Origin of the sequence: Undibacterium sp. KW1, assembly GCF_009937955.1 — a bacterium.
Classification (GTDB): Bacteria; Pseudomonadota; Gammaproteobacteria; order Burkholderiales; family Burkholderiaceae_D; genus Undibacterium.
In genome coordinates, this window is the sequence record NZ_AP018439.1 from 6,518,394 (window position 1) to 6,540,585 (window position 22,192).

Consider the following 22,192-nt stretch of genomic DNA (forward strand, 5'->3'; position numbering starts at 1 on the left):
GGAGCTAAGCACTGATGTCCTGGCAAGCGCCGCCTGATGCGGCTCTTGCCTTTTTAATTCTTGATTAATCGTTTGCCGCGTTGCCAGGTTTGCCCCATAGTCGTCGATATGATCCATCACGATCATGGTCATTGACTTGTTTTTGGACATTGAAGCGCCTGCCATTGCGCGGGTCTGTGCCACGCCCTGCGATATACAACCAGTTACCTTGATTGCTATACACATCATAATCAATAAGCTGAGCTTCAAACCATGCTGCACCAGCGCGCCAGTCGCAAGCCAGTTCATGGATGAGATAACTGGCAACCACCTGACGCATGCGGTTCGATAAATAGCCTGTTGCTGCAAGCTCTGCCATCGCCGCATCAATAAACGCATTGCCTGTCCGGGCCAGACACCAGTTGGTGAAATTTTCTGCATCATGTGCCGGCGCCGCTGCCTGTAAATCGCTCAGACCCTTGGCAAAATATAAGCGGCGTCCATACTTCAGATGCAGCAAGCGAAAATAATCACGCCACAATAATTCAAACCAGATCCAGTAACTGCCTTCATTGGCACCATGTTCCGCTTCAAATTTTTTCAGTGCACTAAAAATCTGGCGTGCTGATATCGCACCAGAAGCCAGCCACGGAGAGAATTTGGTCGAATAATCCAGCCCAGACAATTGATTGCGGGTTTGCTTATAGGTGTGCGGCAGCTTACGCTTCAGAAAGTCTTCTACATGCGCGCAAGCTGCAGTTGAACCACCAGAAAACGCAGGTAAAAAGTAGGGGAAAGATGAGCGATCATCATTCAGCAAGGCTGATGCTTCAGCACTTGCCTCTACCGCGCCAGCGTGTGAGTCAATCCCCCACTTCTTTACAATCTGGCCAAAATTGTCTGGCAGAGCTGGCAAGGACTGTGGTGCTGGCAGCGGCGCAGGCGGCTGCACGCCATTGGCTTCGATGAGAGTGCGAAACTGCGTAAATACATCAGGCAGTGCATCTGGTTTGAACGGCAGATGCACTGGATCAAGCAAGGTGGATTGCCAGTGTGCATGCACCGTCAAGCCTGCTGCTCTTAATGCCAGGATATCGTCTTGCTCATAAGGTGCAGCAATCTCTTCACAGTAAACCACCTTGCTATCTAGTTCACTTGCGAGCAGCGGCAGAAATTCCACGACACTCATGTTCACCTCCAGTAGCTGGCTACCCATTGCGTTTAACTGATCGTTTAAATCAGCTAAAGCAGATGCCTCAAAGCGCTGGCGATGCAGCCCAGGGCGAGGCAAGTTCCAGCGCTGTGGCTGCAAAGTCGAGAGTGAATGACAATAGACAAATACCAGGCTCTCCGCATGCTGGCAGGCATGAACCAAAGCCCGGTTATCTGCCAAACGCAGGTCATTGCGAAACCAATAAATTACAGTACCTGGCGTGTTGGTAGGGCTGCCTTCTTGAGCTGGTGCTGAAAGAACACATGAACTATCACTCATCGCCATCCTTATTCTTTATCTTTTGTTTTCATCTCACCAGTCCAGTTCCAATTGCACGCTGACAGGCTGTTTGCTGGATGCAGTCTGCTGGCGCATCTTGCCAGGCGTCTTTTTGCGCGAACCATGTTTTTTTATGACAGCTAATTTTGGGGCCTGCATGTGAGGCTGCTTGCGCAAATCAAACAACCGGGTCTTGGCAATGCGAGTGGCCTGTTCCAGATCGACTATAGGCTCAGGGATATCGACACCCACTTTGACGCCGCAAGCAGCCTGCACATCTGGCGGCATGTGCCATGGTTCAAATAACCAGGTGTCAGGTACGCGCCGCATCGCAGGCAGCCAGCGCCGCACGAAATGGCCATGGGGATCATGGTCACTGGCCTGCTTGATAGGATTATAAATACGCGGCACGTTCATCCCTGTAGTGCCTGATTGCATCTGCATCTGGCTCCAGTGTATGCCTGGCTCATAATCCAAAAACTGGCGCGCAAGCCAGTGCCCGACTGGCCGCCAGTCCAGCCACAAAGGATAGGCTGCGACAGAAACCAGCATGGCACGCATTCTAAAATTAAGCCAGCCTGTTTGCCGCAACATGGTTACGCACGCATCGACCAGCGGCCAGCCAGTGCGTGCAGAAACGAGTGCGTAAAAATGCGCCTCATTAAATTCCTGCTCACGCAGTCCGTCATAACCACGATGCATATTGCGGTATTCAATTTCTGGCTCACTCTCCAGTTTTTGAATAAAGTGACAATGCCAGTACAGGCGACTGATAAAGGCTTCCAGCCCTTTTTTGTGACGCTCAGCCGTGGCTGGCAAGCTGGCGATGTGGTCGCGTGTGGCATGCACGACTTCCCGCAAACTAAGACAGCCAAATGCCAGGTACGGCGACAGGCGCGAACAAGCCGTGGGTGCCGACAAGGGCGATGAAATCCCGCCCCGGTATTGATGGCTGCGCTCACGCAAAAAACTATCCAGTATCATCAAGCCATTTTGCCTGCCACCACGCTGACGCTCAGGCGGATCATAAGGGTCCAGGTGCAACTCCTGTACTGAAGGCGGTAATCGTGGGAGTGTAATTGCAGGTATCATTGGTGCAAAACTGGCGGTGCTCAATGGCGGCAGCGCTGCAGAGGGCAAGTCATTATGTGCATTCCAGCTGGCCTGCCAGTCATCCCTGCTCTGCAGGCGACGCACCACACCAAACTGGGCAAACTCATGCCATTCCACTTGTTGCGCGCGACACCAGCGCGCCAGCGCCTTATCACGCTGGTAGGTGAAATTGTTGCCCGTTTCTTCGTGTGAATAAATAGCTGAGAATGGCTGGTGTGCAAAAATGTGCGCAAAGACCTCAGTGACTTCGCCCGTCAGGATATGCAGTTGGCCACCGCTTTTTCGTAAAGCAAGGTACAGCACACGCAGGCTCTCTAGCAAAAACTGATAATGCTGGTTCGCCGCAACAGCCTGCGCCCACAAGGATGGCTCGACCACGTACAAGCACAGCACAGGCCCTTTGCTGATTGCTGTATGTAGCGCAAGATGATCATGCAAACGCAGATCGCGTTTGAACCAAACGATGCTATATGTCATGCGGGCATTATATCAACGCCTGTTTATTTTATCCGGCATGCGCAAAAACTGGCAGGCAAGCCTGCTACTCCTGTTTAGTGGGCACCAGCTTGCTTACATCAAAGCCTTGCGCCACCAGCCGTGCGACCAGGGCATCGTACTTTTCCTTATCAACTTTTTTCGTGCGCGACAATATCCACAAGAACTCGCGCTTGGCTTCGCTGACGGCAACCAACTGATAATCCTGGTCCAGATCTATGACCCAATAATCACCCCACACCATAGGCAGAAAAGACAAAAACGCTGGCGCAAAGCGCACTTTCAACTTCGGTGAGCTTGAGTTGCCCACCTGCCTGGCCTCGCCTATAGCCTCGATGACTTCACCACCACTGCCCTGGCAACGGTTGGTGACCTGTACCTTGTCGTCCGCTAATGCTGAATACGTCGCCGAGGTAAAGCCCGTACAATTCTTCTGGAACCGATTTTCAAACTTTGCTATTTCATACCAGGTACCCATGTAGCGCGGCACATCCAGTGCGGCTATCGTCACAACCGGCTTGGCAGCAACTTGCGGCGCGTCGGCAGCATTCGCGCTAATGCTTAATGCAAACATTACCGCGCAGATGATTCTCTTCTTCATTAATACTCCAAATGATTTCATGGCAATTGCAGTTCAGTGACGGCGACGCTTGCCGGACATGCCAATATACAGCTAATTTGTAAGACGCTCACAGACGTTGGGTAAGTTCAGGCATTGACCAGCGATCATCTGTCATGATCTACCATGTCTCATGCAACAGCATGCGCTGGCTGGTACCACTCTGGAATTCATATGCCAGTCCAGTGATGGCGCCGCTTCAATATGCAAACTCCGCAACCAGACTGGCAAATTTTCATATTGCATGTTTTTCAACTGAGACATTTTGTCCTCATGTAGGGAAACAGCTTTGAGGTAGTATGCATCAGGGCGCACAGCAACACCATTATTGCGTGACAGTTGTGAACGTCTGCTTATTTCTCATCCGAATTCAGCAAATCACTATGCTGGATGCCTGAGGGGGGATGGTTTAAAAAAACGAAGCTGCTGGAGCGGTGTTTTACGGTAGTGCTCTCCACACCATAGATAGTGCCAATAACAACCTGAAAATACTCAAAATGATGGATTGGATTCCTATAGTCCTGCTGACATTCAAGCTCCTCGTGCTCGCCATAGGCATGTTCTTCGCCATCAAGTGGCATTATGACCAAGGGAAGAAAATGGCGACGAATGCGGTACTACGCGCGGGCGGCAAGGTGGCCGCAATCTTCATGTTCTCGCTCATGGGCCTGGGACTCTTCACCCTCGTCCTTGCCAGGACGTTCGGTTTGGACTTGAGTTTCCCGTGATCGCAAAGAATAGTCGGTTGATATCCAGTGATGCGGTAGCAATTCTCCGATGCGGCTATGAGGCAATGTAGGCAGGCGAGTCGTCTATATTTTTACTAGAACTCATTTCATAAATACCTTCGAAGCAGGCTCATAGAAAGAGCCAAATGTACAAAGCTTGTATATCGATCAGCACAACGATCCCAAGGAGTGAGGACACGCTTGAATTTGTTGGGCCATGCGAACAGACGTTCGACTTTCCAGCAACGCTTGTATCGACGCAAAGTGCGACCATCCTGAGTAACTGCACGTTTGCGGTTGCGTTTGTGTGGTGCGATCAGTTCTACACCTTGTTTTGCCAAGAGGCAATCGAGCGGATCACTATCGTAGGCGCGATCCCCAATAAGTCGTTTGGGTCGTCCCACCGTGATGGTTTCATCGAGCGTAGCTTCGACAAGGGTGACTTCATGTGGGCTAGCAGAAGACGTGTGCACGGCGAGTGGAAGACCAGTAGCGTCTGCAATAACCATGAGCTTCGTACCCTTGCCCCGCTTGGTCTTTCCCACTTTTGGGCCCCTTTTTTTGCCAGCACAAATGTGCCGTCTATAAAGCATTCGGATAAATCGATTTGCCCCACTTCTTCCAGATGCCGTGCCAGCGTTTCCAATATCTTGCGCAATACACCATCTTTAACCCACCGGCTAAATCGACGAAAGCAGGTAGAGCCTGATGGGAATCGGTCTGGTAAATCAGCCCAACAAGCTCCGGTACGTAATATCCATAAAATCCCGTTGAGCACCGCACGATTATCATGCACTTCGGGCCTTCCACGACCATCACTACGCCTGGTCGATTCTGGAATTAAGGGAGCTAATACGCTCCATTGATCTTCGGTTAATTCTTCTCTTCGTGTCATGCTCCAAGGTTAACATAATCCGAAAAAAGTTAACAGGCCCTATTTATGAAATGAGTTCTAGTCTGCTTCAACGAGCTGTCTCCCAGGATAAGGTCGCGGAGATAAGCCTGTCCGCCATGAAGTGGGTAAATATTCAGTGGGTAATTATTCAGCAGGTATTATGCTGGCAGTCTGTTGGTCTTGGGCAAGCTAAGTGCTGGCGAGATAGCATTTGTATAAAAAACAGACATTCCGGCGTGGTAAGGCAGGTATTTGTGATATCAGCAGGCAGGCAATTATCGGCAGGTTTATTCGTGCTAGCTCAGGTCTTGAATTGAGTCCGTAAAAAATAAACTGAACTCCAAAATCTGGTGCTCCAATTTTGGGTTCAGTTCAAGTTTGTTGAGGAACTTTTATTGAAGGCTTAAAACTCTTCCCAGCCATCGGTCGCTGTTGCCACGGGTTCTTTTCTGGGGCTACTGGTTTTGTGGTTTTGGTGACAGGTTTAGCTGTCGGTTTGGACAGCCTGCGTACCAGCGGTTTTTCAGAAACGCTGGCGACTGCGACCGGTTTTGAAGCAGGTTTGGGTACAATGACGTGGCTCTGGTCAAGTTTAAAGACACTGACTATGCGGCTCAGGTTTTCGGCCTGGTCTTGCAAGGCACCTGCAGCGGCTGCGGCCTGCTCTACCAGGGCAGCATTTTGCTGCGTCATCTGATCCATCTGGGTAACGGCAACATTGATCTGTTCTATACCGGCGCTCTGCTCGGTGCCCGCTGCGGTAATTTCACTGATGATGTCACTGACGCGTTTGACACTATCCACGACTTCTTTCATGGTTTCACCAGCCTGATCAACCAGGCGGGTACCTTGTCCTACTTTATCGACAGAATCGTTGATGAGTTCCTTGATCTCTTTGGCGGCACTGGCCGAGCGCTGCGCGAGGTTGCGCACTTCTGATGCCACTACGGCAAAGCCGCGCCCTTGTTCACCGGCACGAGCAGCTTCTACCGCTGCGTTCAGGGCGAGGATATTGGTCTGGAAGGCAATCCCGTCGATGACGGCGATGATATCGACGATTTTTTTCGAGGATTCATTGATGGAACCCATGGTATCAACTACCTGCGACACCACATCGCCACCTTTTTGTGCCACCGCAGATGCAGAATGGGACAGTTGATTGGCCTGGCGTGCATTATCGCTATTGTGTTTGATGGTAGAGGTAATCTCTTCCATCGAAGAAGCGGTTTCTTCGAGTGAACTGGCCTGGTTTTCTGTACGGTTGGACAAGTCCATATTACCTTCGGCAATTTCTTTGGTCGCCGAAGCAATTTCATCGGTGCCCTGACGTACTTCACTGACTACCTTTAGCAGGCTCTGGTTCATTTCTTTCAACGCTTGCAATAACAAACCGGTTTCATCAATGGTGTGCGACTCGATATGGCTGGTCAGGTCGCCGGCAGCCACGGTCTGAGCGACCCTGACAGCGTCTTGCAATGGCCGTGACACAATGCGCGCAATCGCGACCGCAAGCAATATGCCAAGGACGAGACTACTGACAAGCACGATGATAATCAGGGTGCGTGAAGACTCATAAGATTCCGTACCACGCTTGTAGGCATCAACACCACCCTCGACATTGGTCTTGACCATTTTATCGACGAGAGCACGGACTTTGGTATTGAGCTTGGAAGAGTCTCCACGCATCAAGGCCATGGCATCCTTGCTGTTACCCTCTTTTGCCAATGCCGCCATCTTGTCCGAGATTTGCAAATACTCGGTCATAGACTTGCTGTATTCCTCAAACTGCTTTTTTTCATCAGGATCAGAAATCAGACGTGAATACTCGGCCTCGTTCTCTTTGAGGCCGCTCACAGCTTCTTTGGTGCGGCCTATATATTTTTCGACCTCTTCGGCATTTTCAGCGGAAACCAGTTGTGCTTCCTGTGAGCGTATGCGCGATACTCTTTCCTTGATACCCATGGCGGCGTTCACGCTGGGCATCCAGTTGGTGCCCAGCTCGTAGGCGTTCTGGTTCACCTTGGCCAGCATGGTAATCGAAAATACGCCGAGGAATATCGTCAGCAGCAACAGCAAACCAAAGCCAACAAACAGCTTGGCTGAAATTTTCAGGTTATAAAAAATCTTCATCACAACTCCCGGTAAAAGGGACGACAATACGTCGAAAAAAAGTCAGTAATACGGGCCGGGTCAGACATCTCAGAATTCTTCCCAGTCTTGCTCTGTTTTGGCTGGTTCTCGCTGTTTGGATACTGCTTTTGCTGGTGGCAGTTTGCGTGTATTCGCTGCAGGTTTATCGGCTTGTGCAGATATTCTGACTGCGGGCCCGGCTACCTGTTTTTGAAAACCTGCTGCAGGCTGCACGTGATGGAGTTTGAACACCGCAACAACGCGGCTCAGGTTGGCTGCCTGTTCTTGCAGAGCCCCCGCTGCTGCGGCGGCTTCTTCCACCAGCGCGGCGTTCTGCTGGGTGACCTGGTCCATTTGTATGATGGCGGTATTGATCTGGTCTATGCCTGAGCTTTGTTCGGCACCGGCTGCCGTGATTTCGCTGATGATGTCACTGACACGCTTGACGCTATCGACCACTTCTTTCATGGTGATACCTGCTTCATCGACCAGGCGTGTACCGAGACCGACCTTTTCGACTGAGTCATTGATGAGAGTCTTGATTTCTTTTGCGGCACTGGCAGAGCGCTGCGCGAGGTTGCGCACTTCTGATGCCACCACGGCAAAGCCGCGCCCCTGTTCGCCAGCCCGTGCAGCCTCTACCGCTGCGTTCAGCGCCAGGATATTGGTCTGGAAGGCGATGCCATCAATGACAGCGATGATATCGACAATTTTTTTAGACGATTCGCTGATGGAACCCATGGTATCCACTACTTGTGATACCACACTACCGCCTTTTTGCGCAACGGCAGAAGCCGAATGCGACAACTGATTGGCCTGGCGCGCATTATCACTGTTATGCTTGACGGTAGAAGTCAGTTCTTCCATGGAAGATGCCGTTTCTTCGAGAGAACCGGCCTGGCTTTCTGTGCGGGCTGACAAATCCATATTGCCATTCGCAATTTCTGTCGAAGCGGTGGCGATCAGGTCTGTACCGGTGCGCACTTCGCTGACTACCGACAAGAGGCTGGCATTCATTTCTTTCAGGGCTTGCAGGAGTTCCCCGGTTTCGTCCCTGGTCTTGACCTGAATATCGCTGGTCAGGTCGCCAGAGGCCACCGTCTTGGCGACCTTGACTGCTTCCTGCAAGGGTCTTGCCACCACCCTGGCTATCCAGGAGGCCAGTAACAGGCCAAGTGCAATGGTCACCACGATGAGGCCGATTATCAAGGCTCGGGAGTTGGCATAGATCTGTTCGCCCATACGGTATTCAGCGATACCGCCATCGGCGTTTACCCGCACCATCTTGTCGGCTAGCGCCAGTATCTCGGCATTCAGTTTTGACGACTCGCCGCGCAAGGTGGTGCGCGCTTCTTCCATATTGCCTGCATTGGCCTGGGCGGTCAGCTTTTTTGCCTCTACTACATAGCGATCCCACAGTTTGCTGTAGTCGGCAAAGAACTTTTTTTCGTCCTCCGTGCTGATCAGTTTGACGTAGTCTGCTTCATACTTCTTGAGCTCGGCAACATAATCATTCCAGCGTTTTTCGTATTTCTTCAAATTCGCTTCATCACCTGCTGATAACACTATTTGCATTTCCTGCGTGCGCAGGCGTGAAATTCTTTCCTTCATGCCCATGGCGGCGTTCACGCTGGGCATCCAGTTGGTGCCCAGTTCCAGTGCAGTACCATTTACCCGCGACAATTGAAAGACTGAAAAGCCGCCAAGAAAAACGGTGAGTATCAGCAGCAGCATAAAGCCAACGAACAGCTTGGCAGAAATCCTCAGGTCGTAAAACAATTTCATGGTGAGTCCTTTACAGAAAAGAACAACAAAATTGCTAAGGTCAGGAAATCAGGAACAGAGGCAGGGGATGCTATAACTATATATCTAGTTGTAGAAGGAAGTGTTGCAAAATGCAAATTTCTTATTACTAATCAGCAGGACAGGTGAGAAAAGCGTGGCAAAAAAAAAGAAAGCTGACCAGCAGCTTTCTTTTTGATAATTGGCCGACTGATTGGTCAGGGCAAGAAAGTGACAACCTTGACCGTGGCATCCACCGCTGATTTTTCTATATAGCCTATGCCGGTAGGATTGGCAGCCACGGCTTTTTTTACTTCTGCACTATTGTGCAATTCCTTCGGTGCTGTACCTTTGCCGGTGAACACCAGCTTGGACCAGATGGTCTTTACTTCAGACAAGTCCTTGTCGGCGACTTTCTTGTAGAACTCTGCACGTATCGGTGAGTTGTCTGGCAAATCGACAGGAGTAAACATGGCCGACTTGCCAAGGAAAAACTGCGAAGCCTGGGTGGCTGTCATTGCCGTTGCCGGGTTGGCAGTATTCACGATCACTACCAGCTCGGCTGCTTGCACCATTGCAGTGCCAGTCATGACAGTGGCGGCCAACAAAAACTGTATCAATAGCTTATTCATCGCGCCTCCCCCCATCAGAATACAAAATCAACTGCTGCTGCAAACACGGTCACTGGACCTTTGAAACCCGGCTTGGCATTGATGAATACCCCTGGGCCATTGTCGGGTGACATCCTGTCGAGCTGCAATTTCAGTGCGGCAGATTTATGGAAATCCCAGCGTACACCTATGCTGTTGCTGCTTTGTATAGGAGATGCTGACGCCAAAGCATTGGCTCCCAGCGTATAAGGCAGCAGCGGGCCAGCTGTTGGCAAGCCAGCGACAGTGCGTGGGCTGTCCTGGGTGGCCGATGCATGGACTACATAGGGAAGGAAGGCACCCATGCGGTAGCCAAACATGGTGTACCAGGAAGTGGTGTCAGCAATAGACAGGCTGGCAGATTTACGCTTGCCATATTCTGCCTGCACTACCATGCTCTTCCAATCCACACCGAGACCGACGGAAGTGAAAGAAGCCTTGGTGTCATTCACTGCAATTGCATTTGCCCCAGAGGCAAAACCAAACTTCGTCAGGCCAGAAACCAGGGTGTTCAGGTTAGTGGAATTATCGACAGTGACATTCGCATCGACACGGCCAAAACGGAAAGTGAAAGGACCGTTTTCAGCAACGATATTGATGCTCGATACCTTTTTAAATTTCGCTGTGAAGCCACCGCGGTTGTCCGAGTCTGTGACACCATAGGCAACTTGTGCAGTCACGGAAGTATCACCAAGATTGGTCTGGTACAGCACGTCGGCACCATCCAGGCTTTCCAGCGTGACCTGGGTATACATTTCTACTGGCGGGCGCAACATGGTGTTGGCATAGCCTACATTACGGTAGTCAGAAATCATATACACAGGCAGACCGACGCGGCCCACGCGTATGTTCAGGTTGTCAGATACCTTGGCTTTGGCAAAGGCCCAGGCCAGTTCTGCACCAAAATTGTCCGTAACGTTTTTACGCACCAGACCCTGCCCCGTAAAAGACAGCCAGTCATTCATTTTTGCCGTGACCTGCAAACCAAGATTGGAATCCACCCCGGTTTTTGCGCCGCTGGTGACGCCAGCCAATTGATTTGGGCGGGCAAACTCTGCGTCAGAAGTATTGCTGCGTGTCAGTGCGGCCGTACCAAATCCGCTAACGGTGATGTTCGATGTGTCCTCAGCCCAGGCGGCTGAAACAGCGGATGCCATCGCCAATAAAGTGATAAAAGGTTTCAATTTCATGCTATCTCCTTGAAAGTTTCTTCATTGTAAGTTTTATTGAACAGACAGATTTAGACTATTTCCTCAGGGAAATCCGCAAAACAATTGCATAGTGGCAACTCGATGGTTGGCAAAAAAATAGTAATCTGTTATGTGATTTTTTGATGCCTACTAGGAGATGCTTGACGGAAACATAAACAAAAGGCCCGCCTTTTCAAATTAGGCGATGGTCAGACTTACAAAAAGTCATTTCACCATTTCTTGCACTTTCCGTGGCGAAATGCCGACAATACGCATGCTTAAAAAGCAAAAATGGCAGGTCAAAACGGCCTGCCATCACCAAATCAGTGCACGCAAATTAGTTTAAAAATCAGCCGTCACTGAAAAATTCCAGCTGCGTGCTGGTACAAAAGTATATTGATCAAATGCTGCACCCTTGCTATTTGCGGAAATGGATGTGGCATCCTGTTTGTCGAACAGATTATTGATGCCAAACTGCGCCTTCACATTTTTGAGCATCAGCCCATCGGTCTTGTAGCGATAACCGATAGTGAAATCCGTAGTTGTATAAGCCGCTATTTTGTAGGCTGACGGTTCGCCATCTTTTGCATATTGCTGGCCCGTGGTTTTTGCGATCAGTGAAGCATGCAAGCCGTTGGCCTTGTACAGCAAACCAAAAGCAGAGGTAGATTCTGGTGCCTTGGCAACCTGCAAGCCTGTGTCTTTTGTCTTGGCACTATTCAGGGAAGCATTCGCATGCACTGAGAAACCGCTACCGAGATAGTAAGTCGCCGCAGCTTCTATCCCCTTGTAGATGACACCACCCTGGTTGTAATACACGACATCATTGCCTGTGCCAGTGGATGCAATCTTGTTGTTGAAGTCTATGTAATACACATCGGCATCCAGCGTCAAATCGCGGGATTGATGAACCATGCCCAACTGATAATTGGTCGATGTCTGTGGCTTTGGTGCGCTCAGGCTGGGCGTGTTGACATAGAACATGGACAAGTCAGGCACCAGAAAGCCGCGGGCGATTTGCGTATAGGCAGACCATTCCTTGTTGATGCTGTAGTTGGCAGTCAGGAAAGGCAAGGTCGTTGTATAGGTTTGCTCTGTAACGGTCGGGATGCGGGTGGTCTGGTTGACCTTGGCATCGAGTGAGCGCTGGAAGCTGACATATTTCAAACCTGGGGTAATTGTCAGGTCTGGCATCGCGGCCCATTCAAATTCGACGAAGGGCTGATATTGCCTCCAGTTCGAGCCTTGCTCATAGGCGACATTCTTGGGTGCAGTCGATTCTTTCGGGTTGGCGACACCCAGGGTCCAGTCAAAGTCATAGGTATGGCGGTTGGTGCTGGCATTTTCCATCCATATGCCAAGACGCAGCAAGCCAGCATCAAATTGATTGCTCGCCTTCAGGATATCGCCATTCACGCGGTAGGCATTGAGCTTGTTATAACCCGGGACATTCAGATTACCTGTTACACCAGCCTTGGTGCCATTCGCAGTCGCGCCACTGGCGTCCTGGCCAGAGTAAGTGTCATTGGTATAGGAGTAGGTGTAGAGGGTATTATCGATTCCCCAGCCAGCCAGTTTTGACTGCAGGCGTATGTAGTCAAAATCCGTGTTTTTATTATTGAAGTTGTAGCCGTAATAATTCTGGCTCTTGGGATCATTATTGAGTGCATAGTTTTTGCCGAACTGCGCTACCTGGTTCAAGGTCACGCCACCTTTGTCGGCTGCATAGCTGGTGATTTTGTTGAAGGTCGAGAACACGGTCAGCGTGGTGTCCTTGCCCAGGCTGCGTTGCAGTTTGAACTGGTAATTGTCTTCGGTCACGCCGCTATAAGTCAGATAGCCATCTGTCGTCAGGCGCGAACCATTGAACATGAAACGGGTATCGCCAAAATACGAGCTGGTGCCGCTGTCGATTTGCACGCCAGTCATCCTGGTATTCCAGGAACCAAATGTGGCATAAGGCGAGAAATGAAAATCCTGCGACAACTCTTTGGAAAACAGATTGACCGAGCCACCAAATGTCGCCTGCCCCAGATTGCTGGCATTGCCAGGGCCACGTTCTATGACCATGCCACCGATGATGCGTGCCGGGAAATACGATGTGGAATGATGAGTAGGATTATTGGTGTCGCCAAAAGGAATGCCATCATAGGTGATGTTATATTCACCATCCTGAAAGCCACGCAGTGTCACCTTGGTTTCTGCCAGGCCCGGCCCATTCGGTGAGACACCGGCACCGACGCTGGGGGCGATGCGTGCCACCGCATTAAAATCTGCCAGTGGCGTCACTGATTGTTCTATGAAGGTCGCCGTGATCACGGACTGTGGCTGAGTCGCTTTCAACGACGTTTGTACTGGTGCCCGGTTACCTATTGAAGAGCCACTGATGACAACACGCGATTTGATGGCATCCGCATCCAGCGCGGATGGGGATTCTTGAACAGTTTCAGGAGCAGCAATGGCTTGCGCCATGACGTGCTGCTGTGTCATGCATGCGATGGCGAGCAACACCTGCGCCGTCATGATATGCATGGAAAATTGAACTTGCTTGCGTGTCATTATTTGCCTTCCAATGAACTTGGTGGGTAGAAAACCCGCAAGTGTAGGAAGTGCATGTGACCGGACGGTGTAAATAGCGTGACTGTTTGATGACGCAGCAACAGGCTCTGTTTGCAAAAGTTAAAAATCTTGAACTCATTGTAAATCCCGGCTTATGCCAGGTGGATCGTTGTATCGTCCTCATCTGTAAGAAATATATATAAATTTTCTTGAAGGGCACTTCCTTCTTATAATCAATTGATCTGCGTTCTGGTAGCATTAATTGCACTATTGGCAAACAATTTAGACTATTTCCCATAAGACGGAGTCCATGAATGGCTGCAATCAGGAAATCAGGCACCGTGCTGGCAATGTCGCTGGTGCTTGTGCTGCCATGCCTGCATGCACATGCCGATCAACTGGCTGCCGAAAAATGGCTGCGCGAAGAATTCAGGATATCCACCTTGTCTGCTACCCAGCAGATGGACGAGATGCGCTGGTTCATTGCAGCGGCGGACAAACTGAAGCGGGCCGGTGTCAGCGAGATCAGGGTGGCGTCTGAAATCATTGATACCCATGCCTATGAATCCACCGTGCTGGCAAAAGCCTTTTTCGAGATTACCGGCATCAAGGTCATTCATGAAACCATGCCTGAGGGTGAGCTGGTTGAGCGTCTGCAAAAAGCAATCTATGCCGACAAGAGCAGCTACGATGGCTGGATCTCCGACTCTGACCTGATAGGCACGCATTACCGCTACGGGGTCATCGAGCCCTTGTCGGATTATATGAAGGGTCAAGGCAGGGAATACACCAACCCCGGCCTCGACATCAAGGACTTCATCGGTACCAGTTTTACGACTGCACCCAATGGCAAACTCTACCAACTGCCAGACCAGCAATTTGCCAATCTCTACTGGTTCCGGGCTGACCTGTTTGCCCGCAAGGACTTGCAAGAGCAATTCCGGCAAAAGTATGGCTATGAACTCGGCGTACCGCAAAACTGGTCGGCCTATGAAGACATCGCAGAATTCTTCAGCAAGGATGTCAAAACCATAGACGGCAAAGCTATCTACGGTCACATGGACTATGGCAAGCGCGACCCTTCGCTGGGCTGGAGGTATACCGATGCCTGGTTGTCGATGGCAGGCGCGGCAGACCGTGGCATACCAAATGGTTTGCCGGTCGATGAATGGGGTATACGTGTCGCCAGTGACAAATGCACGGCAGTAGGTGCCAGTGTTGCCAGAGGTGGTGCCACCAATTCACCAGCGGCAGTGTATGCACTCAGCAAATACCTGGAATGGCTGAATAAATATGCGCCGCCGCAAGCCAGGCAATTGAATTTCAGCGAGGCCGGGCCAGTGCCGGCGCAGGGGCAGATTGCCCAGCAAATATTCTGGTACACCGCTTTCACTGCCGCCATGATCAAGCCTGACTTGCCGGTCATGAATGCTGACGGCAGCCCCAAATGGCGCATGGCGCCATCTCCGCATGGTGCCTACTGGAAAACCGGCATGCAAAATGGTTACCAGGATGTGGGTTCATGGACCTTCTTCAAATCCACACCAGAACAACGCAAGGCCGCTGCCTGGCTGTATGCGCAATTCGTCACTTCAAAAAGCGTGTCGCTGAAAAAATCCATCGTCGGCCTGACCTTCATACGTGAATCCGACATACGTCATGAGTACTTCACAAAAAATGCCTATCGTTACGGCGGCCTGATCGAGTTCTACCGCAGCCCGGCCAGGGTGGCATGGACACCAACCGGGAATAATGTGCCGGATTACCCAAAACTGGCAAGCCTGTGGTGGAGCAATATCGCCCCCGTAGTGCAAGGCGAGATCAGCCCACAAATAGCGCTCGACAAACTGGCCGTACAGATAGACCAGGTCATGGCGGAACTGCAAAGCAAGGGTATGAAGAATTGCCCGCCAAAACTGAATCCCGTGCGTGATACAGCAAAGTACCTGACCGACAAGGGCGCACCATGGAAAAAACTGGCGGTGGAAAAACCCAAAGGCGAAACCATTGCCTACGACAAGTTATTGCAAGCCTGGCGCGAGGGCCGTGTTAAATAATATGCCTTAAATCACATCGGTCAGGCTGGTGATGGATGGAGTAATGAAAGAAAGGGAAGCTGTGTTCCTGCGTAAAAATCTGAGCCTGATTACCGTTACGATACTGATCGTGTCGGCCATCCTGGCGCAGTCATACTGGAGTGCCCGGCAAGATAGGGAATTGACGCTGGAAGCAGAGCGCAGCAATGCCCATGTAGCCGTGCGCCTGCTTGAAGAACATGTGGCCCAGACCATGCAGGATGGCGTGCAAAAAATTGATACTGCTGCCATTGCCGCTGCCTCTTTCACGGACGTTGGTGTTGATATCCAGCATTTCATCAATAATTATGATGCCCAGGATTACCGCTATATCAAGGCTTTGCGCTACATAGACCTGGCTGGTAATAGCTGGGTCAGCTCGCCTGATTTTCCATCGCATCAAATGTCAGTTGCTGACAGGGATGATATTCATTTCCTCATGCAACATCCTGAATATAAAGAGGTCGTCATCGGTAGCCCGTATGAAAGCCGCTACGACAGCCAGCTGGTCTTGCCTATCGCGCGCAATGTGTTTGATAAGAAGGGTAAGCAGGTGGCAATGATCAGCACTGACCTGCGCATCGCTTACTTTGCCGAGCTGTATGCGAATGTGGCAAAAGAGAATAATGCGATGCTGGCCCTGATTGCCAATGCTGGTTTTATCATCGTTCGCTCCCCGTTTGAGGCGCGCTATGTGAACCGCGATATCAGCAAGGAGCCTGCGACACACAGGCTGGCCAGCCAGGACAAGGAAGGCAGTTTCACTGACCCTGAATGGCTTGATGATGAGTTTGAGCGTCTGTATGCGTATCGCAAGGTCAGCGGTTTCCCGCTCAGCGTCGTATATGGGCGTGATCTTGAAAGTATACTCGCCCCCTGGCACCAGCGCCTGCAAACCAGGGCCATCTTTACTGCGGTGGTGGTCTTGCTACTGCTCGGTGTCATGGCCATGCTGGCCAGACAATTCCATAAATTGCGGGTGTCTGAAGCGACCCTCAGAAATGCCGAATATAAATTTTCTGAAATTTTTGAACGTTCGCCACTGGCGATTTCCCTGGTCAATCTGCACACCCGGAAAATCGATGCTGTCAATGATGCCTGGATACGATTATTTGGCTACCGTCAAGAAGACATCGTCGGTCCTGAAGAACAGTACCTGAAATATTTTTGGGTAGATAAAGAAGAGTTACGCAGCTTTGTCTCACTCTTGCGCACTGAACCGCAGATAGATCATTTTCAGGCGAGACTCAGGCATGCTGACGGCAGCATCAGGGTTTGCCTGCTGTCCTCGCGCACTTATATGGCGGATGGTGAAGCTCGTTACATCGTCACCCCGCAGGATGTGACACGCCAGCTCGCCGCAGAGCAGGACTTGCTGAACCTGAATGCCTCGCTCGAAGACCGGGTTGCCAGGCGTACAGAGAACCTTGAGCGCTCGAATGCAGAACTGGCAGAAGCCCTGAATTCGCTGCAACTCATGCAAGGTGAATTGATACGCCAGGAAAAACTGGCCTCGCTGGGTTCGCTGGTGGCGGGTGTGGCGCATGAACTCAATACCCCGATAGGCAATAGCGTGACCGTTGCCAGTACCCTGCAAGACCAGGCCAGGGTATTTCAGGGCGAATTGCAGCAAGGGGCAATCAAACGCAGTGCCTTTAACGCTTTCCTGGAGAGCACCATTTTTGGTGCTGATGTCTTGATGCGCTCTCTGCAGCGTGCTTCTGAACTGATACGCAGCTTCAAGCATGTGGCGGTCGATCAGTCCAGCGATATGCGCAGGCAATTTGACTTGAGGCAGGTAGTGGAAGAAATCCTGCTGACCAATTCATCCCTGTATGCCAAGACCGGCTTTGCAATGCAAACCGATTTGCAGGCAGATATACGTATGGATAGTTATCCTGGCGCGCTGGGACAAATCATAGGAAATTTCCTGACCAATTCCATCCGGCACGGTTTTGAAGGACGCAGCAGCGGCATGATGTGCCTGAGTACCAGCCTGCTGGACCAGGATCATGTCAAACTTGAATTCAGGGACAATGGCAGCGGGATCGCGCAAGAGCATTTGACGAAAGTCTTTGATCCCTTCTTTACCACCAAGTTAGGCCAGGGTGGTTCTGGCCTGGGCATGAATATAGTCTATAACCTGGTGAGCAAGATACTCGGTGGGAAAATCCAGGTGCACAGTGAAGCTGGCGAGGGCAGCTGTTTTACTGTCATCGTGCCTTTAATTGCGCCGGTAGCGGAAGAAAAAACCAAGCCCCAGCCCTGATCCTGATCCTGATCTTGAGACAGGGACTGGGGTAGTATTAAAAAAGCGATAACCCAGATTTACTTGTTGCTGCACTCCGTCTTATTGCCCTGCATGCGGCACTCAGTAATCAGCTTGCCCTGCTTGTTCCAGGCCTGGACTTTCCAGCTTTGCTGTTCACGCTCCATGGTCATGAAGCCGACTTCATTCGAATTGCTGAAGTAATCCAGTTTTGCCTCGGTATACGGTGTGGAATTGGCTGCCAGTGGCACAGGCAGCGGCGTATCAAGCGAAGAGCCACCATTCCCTGAAACAAATTGCACAGGATGATCAGTACTGAAAGTCAGCGCTTCAAACAGATGCACATGACCGGACAAGGTCGCCTGTACTTTGGAAGGGAACAGGCGTGTGGTATTCAGGGTTTGCATGATGTCTTGCATGGCGAGATTGCCAGGGAAGATATTCAGCGGCCCGTCTTTTTTACGTTCAGCAGCAAAGGCCAGCACTGGGTGGTGGTCGATGAAGATATTGAAGTCTGCACTTTCTGCCAGCTTGTTGACGGTCTTGAACTGCTCCATATATAAAGAATAGGCAGCATCGGTTTTTGCAAGTGGTTTGATAGGTACTTTGGCTGAATCAAAGATGATCAGTTGCGCCTGCTCGCTGCCTATACGCCCCAGCGGTACGGCATAAGGGTCGCTATAGTCGCCACGTATATCATTTGCTTCATCGACACAGTCACGTCCTCTCTTCAAAGGGCGCGGGTCCATCAGACGCCACCAGCCCTGGCCTGCACGGACACATGTTTCATGATTGCCGCGCACAACGACCCACGGTGCAACCTTCAGCAAAGCTTGCGCAGGCGTGAAGAAATCTGCCTGCCAGGTATCCCAGCCATAACCCCATGGGCTGCCTGCACATTCCTTATTACCCTCAGGGCAGGCATTTTCACGGTAATGGTAATCACCGACATGCACAACCAGGTCAGGCTTGAAGCGCGCTGCGGTTTCCACCATTTCACGGAAAGCCCATTTCTCGCTGTCATTGCATGACTGGAAGTAATTGTCAGCCACTTTCAAACGGCAACCGGTATCGCCAATGACGATGATTTTTTGTGCGACCGGTTTTGGTATCGGTAAATCCCGTCCGCCTACGCTGGCTGTTTTGGTCGCAGGCAGCAAGGGTGCTTCACAAGTCAGCACAGGGAAATCGGAAGGCTTGCTGTCTTCCGGTTTGCTGGCTGTCTTGCGCAAAGGCAGGGTATTTGCCGCAGCCCTGTGGTTCATCGCAACCAGATTGCCATCCTGCACCAGGGCAGGACAGATATTGTCGGTCGTGACAGCGCGGGCAATCGCCTGGCCATTTTCACCCAATACTACCCAGGCAGCCTGTATTTTTGCATCGTGTTGCGTAGGCAGGCTGCTACAGGCCGCCAGCAAGCTGCTGATGGCAGCGATAGCGAATAGTCGTCGTCCTGGCAAGCTATGTGTGTGCATATTGTTCTCCATCTTTTATTTCAATCCCAATGTCTCGTAGGCCAGTCTCTTGAAGTCAAAAGAGAACGGATGCCAGAAGCTCATCAATCTTTGTGTCATCAATACCCCGGCGATATTGTGGCGTGGTGATATCCACCAATGCGTGCCAGCGATACCACCCCATTCAAATTCGCCAACGGAAGCTGGTGGGTCTATCGATGAAGGTTTTATTGTTACCGCGCCACCGAGGCCAAAGCCCTTGCCAGGTACATCACCAACGCCAGGAAAAGCAATGCCTGTACCAGCAGGCAAGTGGTTTTGCATCATCAATTTGATCGTTTCTGGCCTCAGCAAGGTATCGCCATCGGGCATGAAGCTGCGCATCAGTGAAAGCATATCCTGCATGCTTGATACCAGTCCACCACCGCCGGACAGGCGTGCTACTGGCGAGGTGAATGCGCCGGGGTAAGGTGATTTGTCGAGCTTGCGCAAGCCACGCTGCAAGATATTTTGCGGGTCCGTACCGGCATAGTAAGACGCCAGCCTGGCTAGCTTATGCGCAGGCACGACAAAGCTGGTGTCATGCATGGCCAGGGGATTGAATAAGCGCAACTGCAGGAAGCGTTCAAAGCTCATGCCACTAGCCACTTCGACCAGGCGCGCCAACACATCGGTGGCTATCGAATATTCCCAGTCTTCACCAGGATGAAAGCTCAGCGGCAATTCTGCCAGCACATCCATCATCTCAGCCAGAGTAGTAAAGGCATTCATGACCCGCTTTTCATTGTAGGCCTTGTACATGACCGTACCATGATCCAGCAAGCCATAACTGAGGCCAGCGGTATGGCAAAGCAAATGCCTGATGGTGATCTTGTTGCGGGCTGGCTCGGTATCGTCAATACGGGTCGCACCGGGTTTGAGCACCTGCAGGTGCGCGAGCTGAGGCAGGAATTCTTCGGCAGGTTGATCGAGTTCCAGCTTGCCGTCTTCCATCAACAGTAGCACAGCCACTGAGGTAATCAGCTTGGTATTGGAAAACACGCGGAACAAGTGGTCATCGCGCATAGCCGTCTGGCTCTCGCGGTCAGCCCAGCCTGTACTATGCTGGTGCACCAGTTCACGTCCAACAAGCACCGCAGTCGAGACACCGGACAGGATTTGCCTATCTACATATTTTTGCATCGCTGCGTTAACTGCGCTGAAATCGTAAGTCATTTGCCAAATATTGAAGCTACAAAGGGTATATCCTACCCTCAACTCAACATATACTGCCAGCTAAAGAATACGGTCAGACCGACGATGATGGTCGCTAACTGATGCCTGGTCACCGCGCACAGCAAGGCTGCCACAGTTGCTGCCACCAGTTGCGGATTACGCCAGCTCAATTCCAGTTCCTTGCCATGCGGCGACAAAATCATGGGAACGATGATGGCTGTCAGCACAGTCACAGGCACAAACTCCAGCGCCTTTTTGAGATTACCGGAAAATGCAACGCGGTCGCCAAGGATAAAGATGAGGGCTTTGACCAGAAAGGTGATGATAGCCATGCCGAGTATGGTCAAAGTGATATTCATGCCTGCTCCACGGTGATTTGTTCTTGCTTATTATCTTGTCTGGTGAAGCGCGACGCCAGCATGCCAGTCGCGACCCCAAAGGCAATCGCCACCAGCAAACCCAGCTTATAGGGCAAATGTTGCAAGACATAGGCCGTGCTGCCAGCAACGATGGCTGCCAGCAAATGCGGGCGCTTGAACAATTGCGGCACGACGATAGCAATAAAAGTTGCCACCATGGCAAAATCCAGACCCAGGGTCTGCAACTGCGGGAATATCGCCCCGAACATCAGGCCTATCAGCGTCCAGACTTGCCAGTTGACATACATGGACAAGCCAGAACCCAGGAAATACCAGTGCCCCAAAGCATCTTGCGGATGCTGGCGGTAATAGCGATCTACTACGGCAAAGGTCTCGTCAGTCAACAAGAAGCCCAGCGCCCAGCGCCAGCGTCTTGGTAAATGACGTACATGTGGCATCAGGGCCGCTGCATACAGCATATGGCGCAGGTTAACGATGAAGGTCGCCAGCCAGATCACCAGCATGCCCGTGTGGCTGGCAATAAGACCCGTGGCAATAAACTGGCTGGACCCGGCAAACACCGCCAGCGACATCAACTGCCCCTGCCAGGCTTGCATTTGTGCTGTGGCGACCAGAGTGCCAAAGATCATGCCGAAAGGGGCTGCACCTATCAGCATGGGGATGGTGTCGCGGACGCCGGCGGTGAAGTGCTTCGTTCTTGAGGATGAGGGCATGGGGTGATTCCATATTGCATTGTGATTGAATGGGATCTTGCCTGTTAATTGGGGAATGGGCTTGTACGTTCTTGCGGTTTGGGGGCGTTATTTGAAATAAAGAATTTACTTATGCACCTTACCTGGCTGAAAGTAAATTAAATGACTCTAAATGTTAGTTACGTCATTCCAGCGTGGGGTTAGCTGGAATACAGCGGGCTGGCGCTCCAGCGGCGTTCGCGGCATATCGGACAACACATTAAATTCAGAATCGTGAATTTATGAGTTAAGTATTTCAAATACCATTATCAGTCACTCACGATTGCCGGTCGGGGGTAGCCCGACAGCTACATACCTTTCTTGCGTCGCCAAGAAAGGTATGCCAAAGAAGGCGACCCAGGCGTCGCTGCCCCCTAAAGGGGGTTCCCTTTGCTGCAAGTCAAAAAATGGGAAATGCCCGAAACTCGCTTCGCTC

16 protein-coding genes are annotated in these 22,192 nt (G+C 51.2%); 3 read left to right on the forward strand and 13 right to left on the reverse strand.

The genetic code is table 11. The annotated features are described in order from the left end of the window. Window positions 1–64 precede the first annotated feature (64 nt). The 3 genes from UNDKW_RS29410 to UNDKW_RS29420 all read right to left on the reverse strand — a co-directional run bounded on the left by UNDKW_RS29410 (window position 65) and on the right by UNDKW_RS29420 (window position 3,680). Window positions 65–1,471, reverse strand: a complete 1,407-nt coding sequence (locus UNDKW_RS29410; RefSeq protein ID WP_162061670.1) for a DASH family cryptochrome — start codon at window positions 1,469–1,471, stop codon at window positions 65–67. A 33-nt stretch (window positions 1,472–1,504) separates the two neighbouring features. Further along, window positions 1,505–3,061, reverse strand: a complete 1,557-nt coding sequence (locus UNDKW_RS29415) for an FAD-binding domain-containing protein (protein WP_162061671.1) — start codon at window positions 3,059–3,061, stop codon at window positions 1,505–1,507. Between the two features lie 64 nt (window positions 3,062–3,125). After that, window positions 3,126–3,680, reverse strand: coding sequence for a lipocalin family protein (locus tag UNDKW_RS29420; protein WP_162061672.1), 555 nt, complete (start codon window positions 3,678–3,680; stop codon window positions 3,126–3,128). 515 nt (window positions 3,681–4,195) lie between these two features. On the opposite strand from UNDKW_RS29420, the gene UNDKW_RS29425 reads away from it, so the two are divergent. Next, window positions 4,196–4,426, forward strand: coding sequence for a hypothetical protein (locus tag UNDKW_RS29425; RefSeq protein WP_174247622.1), 231 nt, complete (start codon window positions 4,196–4,198; stop codon window positions 4,424–4,426). A gap of 107 nt (window positions 4,427–4,533) precedes the next feature. On the opposite strand, the gene UNDKW_RS31255 is transcribed toward UNDKW_RS29425, so the two are convergent. The 6 genes from UNDKW_RS31255 to UNDKW_RS29455 form a co-directional block, all read right to left on the reverse strand. Further along, window positions 4,534–5,321 (reverse strand): IS5 family transposase gene (locus tag UNDKW_RS31255; RefSeq protein ID WP_370529065.1). Its coding sequence is split into 2 segments (ribosomal slippage): window positions 4,534–4,970 and window positions 4,970–5,321, totalling 789 coding nucleotides; the frame shifts between segments, so codons are not numbered across the junction. A 372-nt stretch (window positions 5,322–5,693) separates the two neighbouring features. Next, on the reverse strand, window positions 5,694–7,451 hold the full coding sequence (locus tag UNDKW_RS30915; RefSeq protein WP_162061673.1) for a methyl-accepting chemotaxis protein: 1,758 nt from the start codon (window positions 7,449–7,451) through the stop codon (window positions 5,694–5,696). 69 nt (window positions 7,452–7,520) lie between these two features. Beyond that, complete coding sequence (locus UNDKW_RS29440) at window positions 7,521–9,236, reverse strand: methyl-accepting chemotaxis protein (RefSeq protein WP_162061674.1); 1,716 nt, start codon at window positions 9,234–9,236, stop codon at window positions 7,521–7,523. A 215-nt stretch (window positions 9,237–9,451) separates the two neighbouring features. Beyond that, window positions 9,452–9,865 carry a hypothetical protein gene (locus tag UNDKW_RS29445; protein WP_162061675.1) on the reverse strand — a complete coding sequence of 138 codons (414 nt, stop codon included), beginning with the start codon at window positions 9,863–9,865 and terminating at the stop codon, window positions 9,452–9,454. Between the two features lie 14 nt (window positions 9,866–9,879). Continuing rightward, window positions 9,880–11,073, reverse strand: coding sequence for a porin (locus UNDKW_RS29450; RefSeq protein WP_162061676.1), 1,194 nt, complete (start codon window positions 11,071–11,073; stop codon window positions 9,880–9,882). Between the two features lie 342 nt (window positions 11,074–11,415). Then, the gene (locus UNDKW_RS29455) at window positions 11,416–13,632 is read right to left on the reverse strand and encodes a TonB-dependent receptor (protein WP_162061677.1); all 2,217 of its coding nucleotides are present in this window, start codon (window positions 13,630–13,632) and stop codon (window positions 11,416–11,418) included. Between the two features lie 314 nt (window positions 13,633–13,946). On the opposite strand from UNDKW_RS29455, the gene UNDKW_RS29460 reads away from it, so the two are divergent. Both UNDKW_RS29460 and UNDKW_RS29465 read left to right on the forward strand, forming a co-directional pair. Then, window positions 13,947–15,689 (forward strand): ABC transporter substrate-binding protein, encoded by a 1,743-nt coding sequence (locus UNDKW_RS29460; RefSeq protein WP_162061678.1) that lies wholly within the window; start codon window positions 13,947–13,949, stop codon window positions 15,687–15,689. Window positions 15,690–15,732: 43 nt separating this feature from the next. Beyond that, entirely contained in the window at window positions 15,733–17,976 is a 2,244-nt protein-coding gene (locus tag UNDKW_RS29465; protein WP_162061679.1) for an ATP-binding protein, read from the forward strand. 59 nt (window positions 17,977–18,035) lie between these two features. On the opposite strand, the gene UNDKW_RS29470 is transcribed toward UNDKW_RS29465, so the two are convergent. The 4 genes from UNDKW_RS29470 to UNDKW_RS29485 are packed head-to-tail and all read right to left on the reverse strand — an operon-like array spanning window position 18,036 to window position 21,738. Further along, the gene (locus UNDKW_RS29470; RefSeq protein WP_162061680.1) at window positions 18,036–19,451 is read right to left on the reverse strand and encodes a metallophosphoesterase; all 1,416 of its coding nucleotides are present in this window, start codon (window positions 19,449–19,451) and stop codon (window positions 18,036–18,038) included. Between the two features lie 15 nt (window positions 19,452–19,466). Further along, on the reverse strand, window positions 19,467–20,645 hold the full coding sequence (locus UNDKW_RS29475; protein WP_232063171.1) for a serine hydrolase: 1,179 nt from the start codon (window positions 20,643–20,645) through the stop codon (window positions 19,467–19,469). Window positions 20,646–20,683: 38 nt separating this feature from the next. Further along, on the reverse strand, window positions 20,684–21,004 hold the full coding sequence (locus UNDKW_RS29480; RefSeq protein WP_162061682.1) for an AzlD domain-containing protein: 321 nt from the start codon (window positions 21,002–21,004) through the stop codon (window positions 20,684–20,686). Then, window positions 21,001–21,738, reverse strand: a complete 738-nt coding sequence (locus tag UNDKW_RS29485; protein WP_162061683.1) for an AzlC family ABC transporter permease — start codon at window positions 21,736–21,738, stop codon at window positions 21,001–21,003. The genes UNDKW_RS29480 and UNDKW_RS29485 overlap by 4 nt, the downstream gene beginning before the upstream one ends. Window positions 21,739–22,192 lie beyond the last annotated feature (454 nt).

What these genes read in the sequence shown, in the direction of transcription:
- UNDKW_RS29455 (WP_162061677.1), bottom strand. Translation starts at nt 13,632, where the DNA reads ATGACACGCAAGCAAGTTCAATTTTCCATGCATATCATGACGGCGCAG.
- UNDKW_RS29485 (WP_162061683.1), bottom strand. Translation starts at nt 21,738, where the DNA reads ATGCCCTCATCCTCAAGAACGAAGCACTTCACCGCCGGCGTCCGCGAC.
- UNDKW_RS29460 (WP_162061678.1), top strand. Translation starts at nt 13,947, where the DNA reads ATGGCTGCAATCAGGAAATCAGGCACCGTGCTGGCAATGTCGCTGGTG.
- UNDKW_RS29425 (WP_174247622.1), top strand. Translation starts at nt 4,196, where the DNA reads ATGATGGATTGGATTCCTATAGTCCTGCTGACATTCAAGCTCCTCGTG.
- UNDKW_RS29420 (WP_162061672.1), bottom strand. Translation starts at nt 3,680, where the DNA reads ATGAAGAAGAGAATCATCTGCGCGGTAATGTTTGCATTAAGCATTAGC.
- UNDKW_RS29470 (WP_162061680.1), bottom strand. Translation starts at nt 19,451, where the DNA reads ATGCACACACATAGCTTGCCAGGACGACGACTATTCGCTATCGCTGCC.
- UNDKW_RS29410 (WP_162061670.1), bottom strand. Translation starts at nt 1,471, where the DNA reads ATGAGTGATAGTTCATGTGTTCTTTCAGCACCAGCTCAAGAAGGCAGC.
- UNDKW_RS29450 (WP_162061676.1), bottom strand. Translation starts at nt 11,073, where the DNA reads ATGAAATTGAAACCTTTTATCACTTTATTGGCGATGGCATCCGCTGTT.
- UNDKW_RS29445 (WP_162061675.1), bottom strand. Translation starts at nt 9,865, where the DNA reads ATGAATAAGCTATTGATACAGTTTTTGTTGGCCGCCACTGTCATGACT.
- UNDKW_RS29480 (WP_162061682.1), bottom strand. Translation starts at nt 21,004, where the DNA reads ATGAATATCACTTTGACCATACTCGGCATGGCTATCATCACCTTTCTG.
- UNDKW_RS29440 (WP_162061674.1), bottom strand. Translation starts at nt 9,236, where the DNA reads ATGAAATTGTTTTACGACCTGAGGATTTCTGCCAAGCTGTTCGTTGGC.
- UNDKW_RS29475 (WP_232063171.1), bottom strand. Translation starts at nt 20,645, where the DNA reads ATGACTTACGATTTCAGCGCAGTTAACGCAGCGATGCAAAAATATGTA.
- UNDKW_RS29465 (WP_162061679.1), top strand. Translation starts at nt 15,733, where the DNA reads ATGAAAGAAAGGGAAGCTGTGTTCCTGCGTAAAAATCTGAGCCTGATT.
- UNDKW_RS29415 (WP_162061671.1), bottom strand. Translation starts at nt 3,061, where the DNA reads ATGACATATAGCATCGTTTGGTTCAAACGCGATCTGCGTTTGCATGAT.
- UNDKW_RS30915 (WP_162061673.1), bottom strand. Translation starts at nt 7,451, where the DNA reads ATGAAGATTTTTTATAACCTGAAAATTTCAGCCAAGCTGTTTGTTGGC.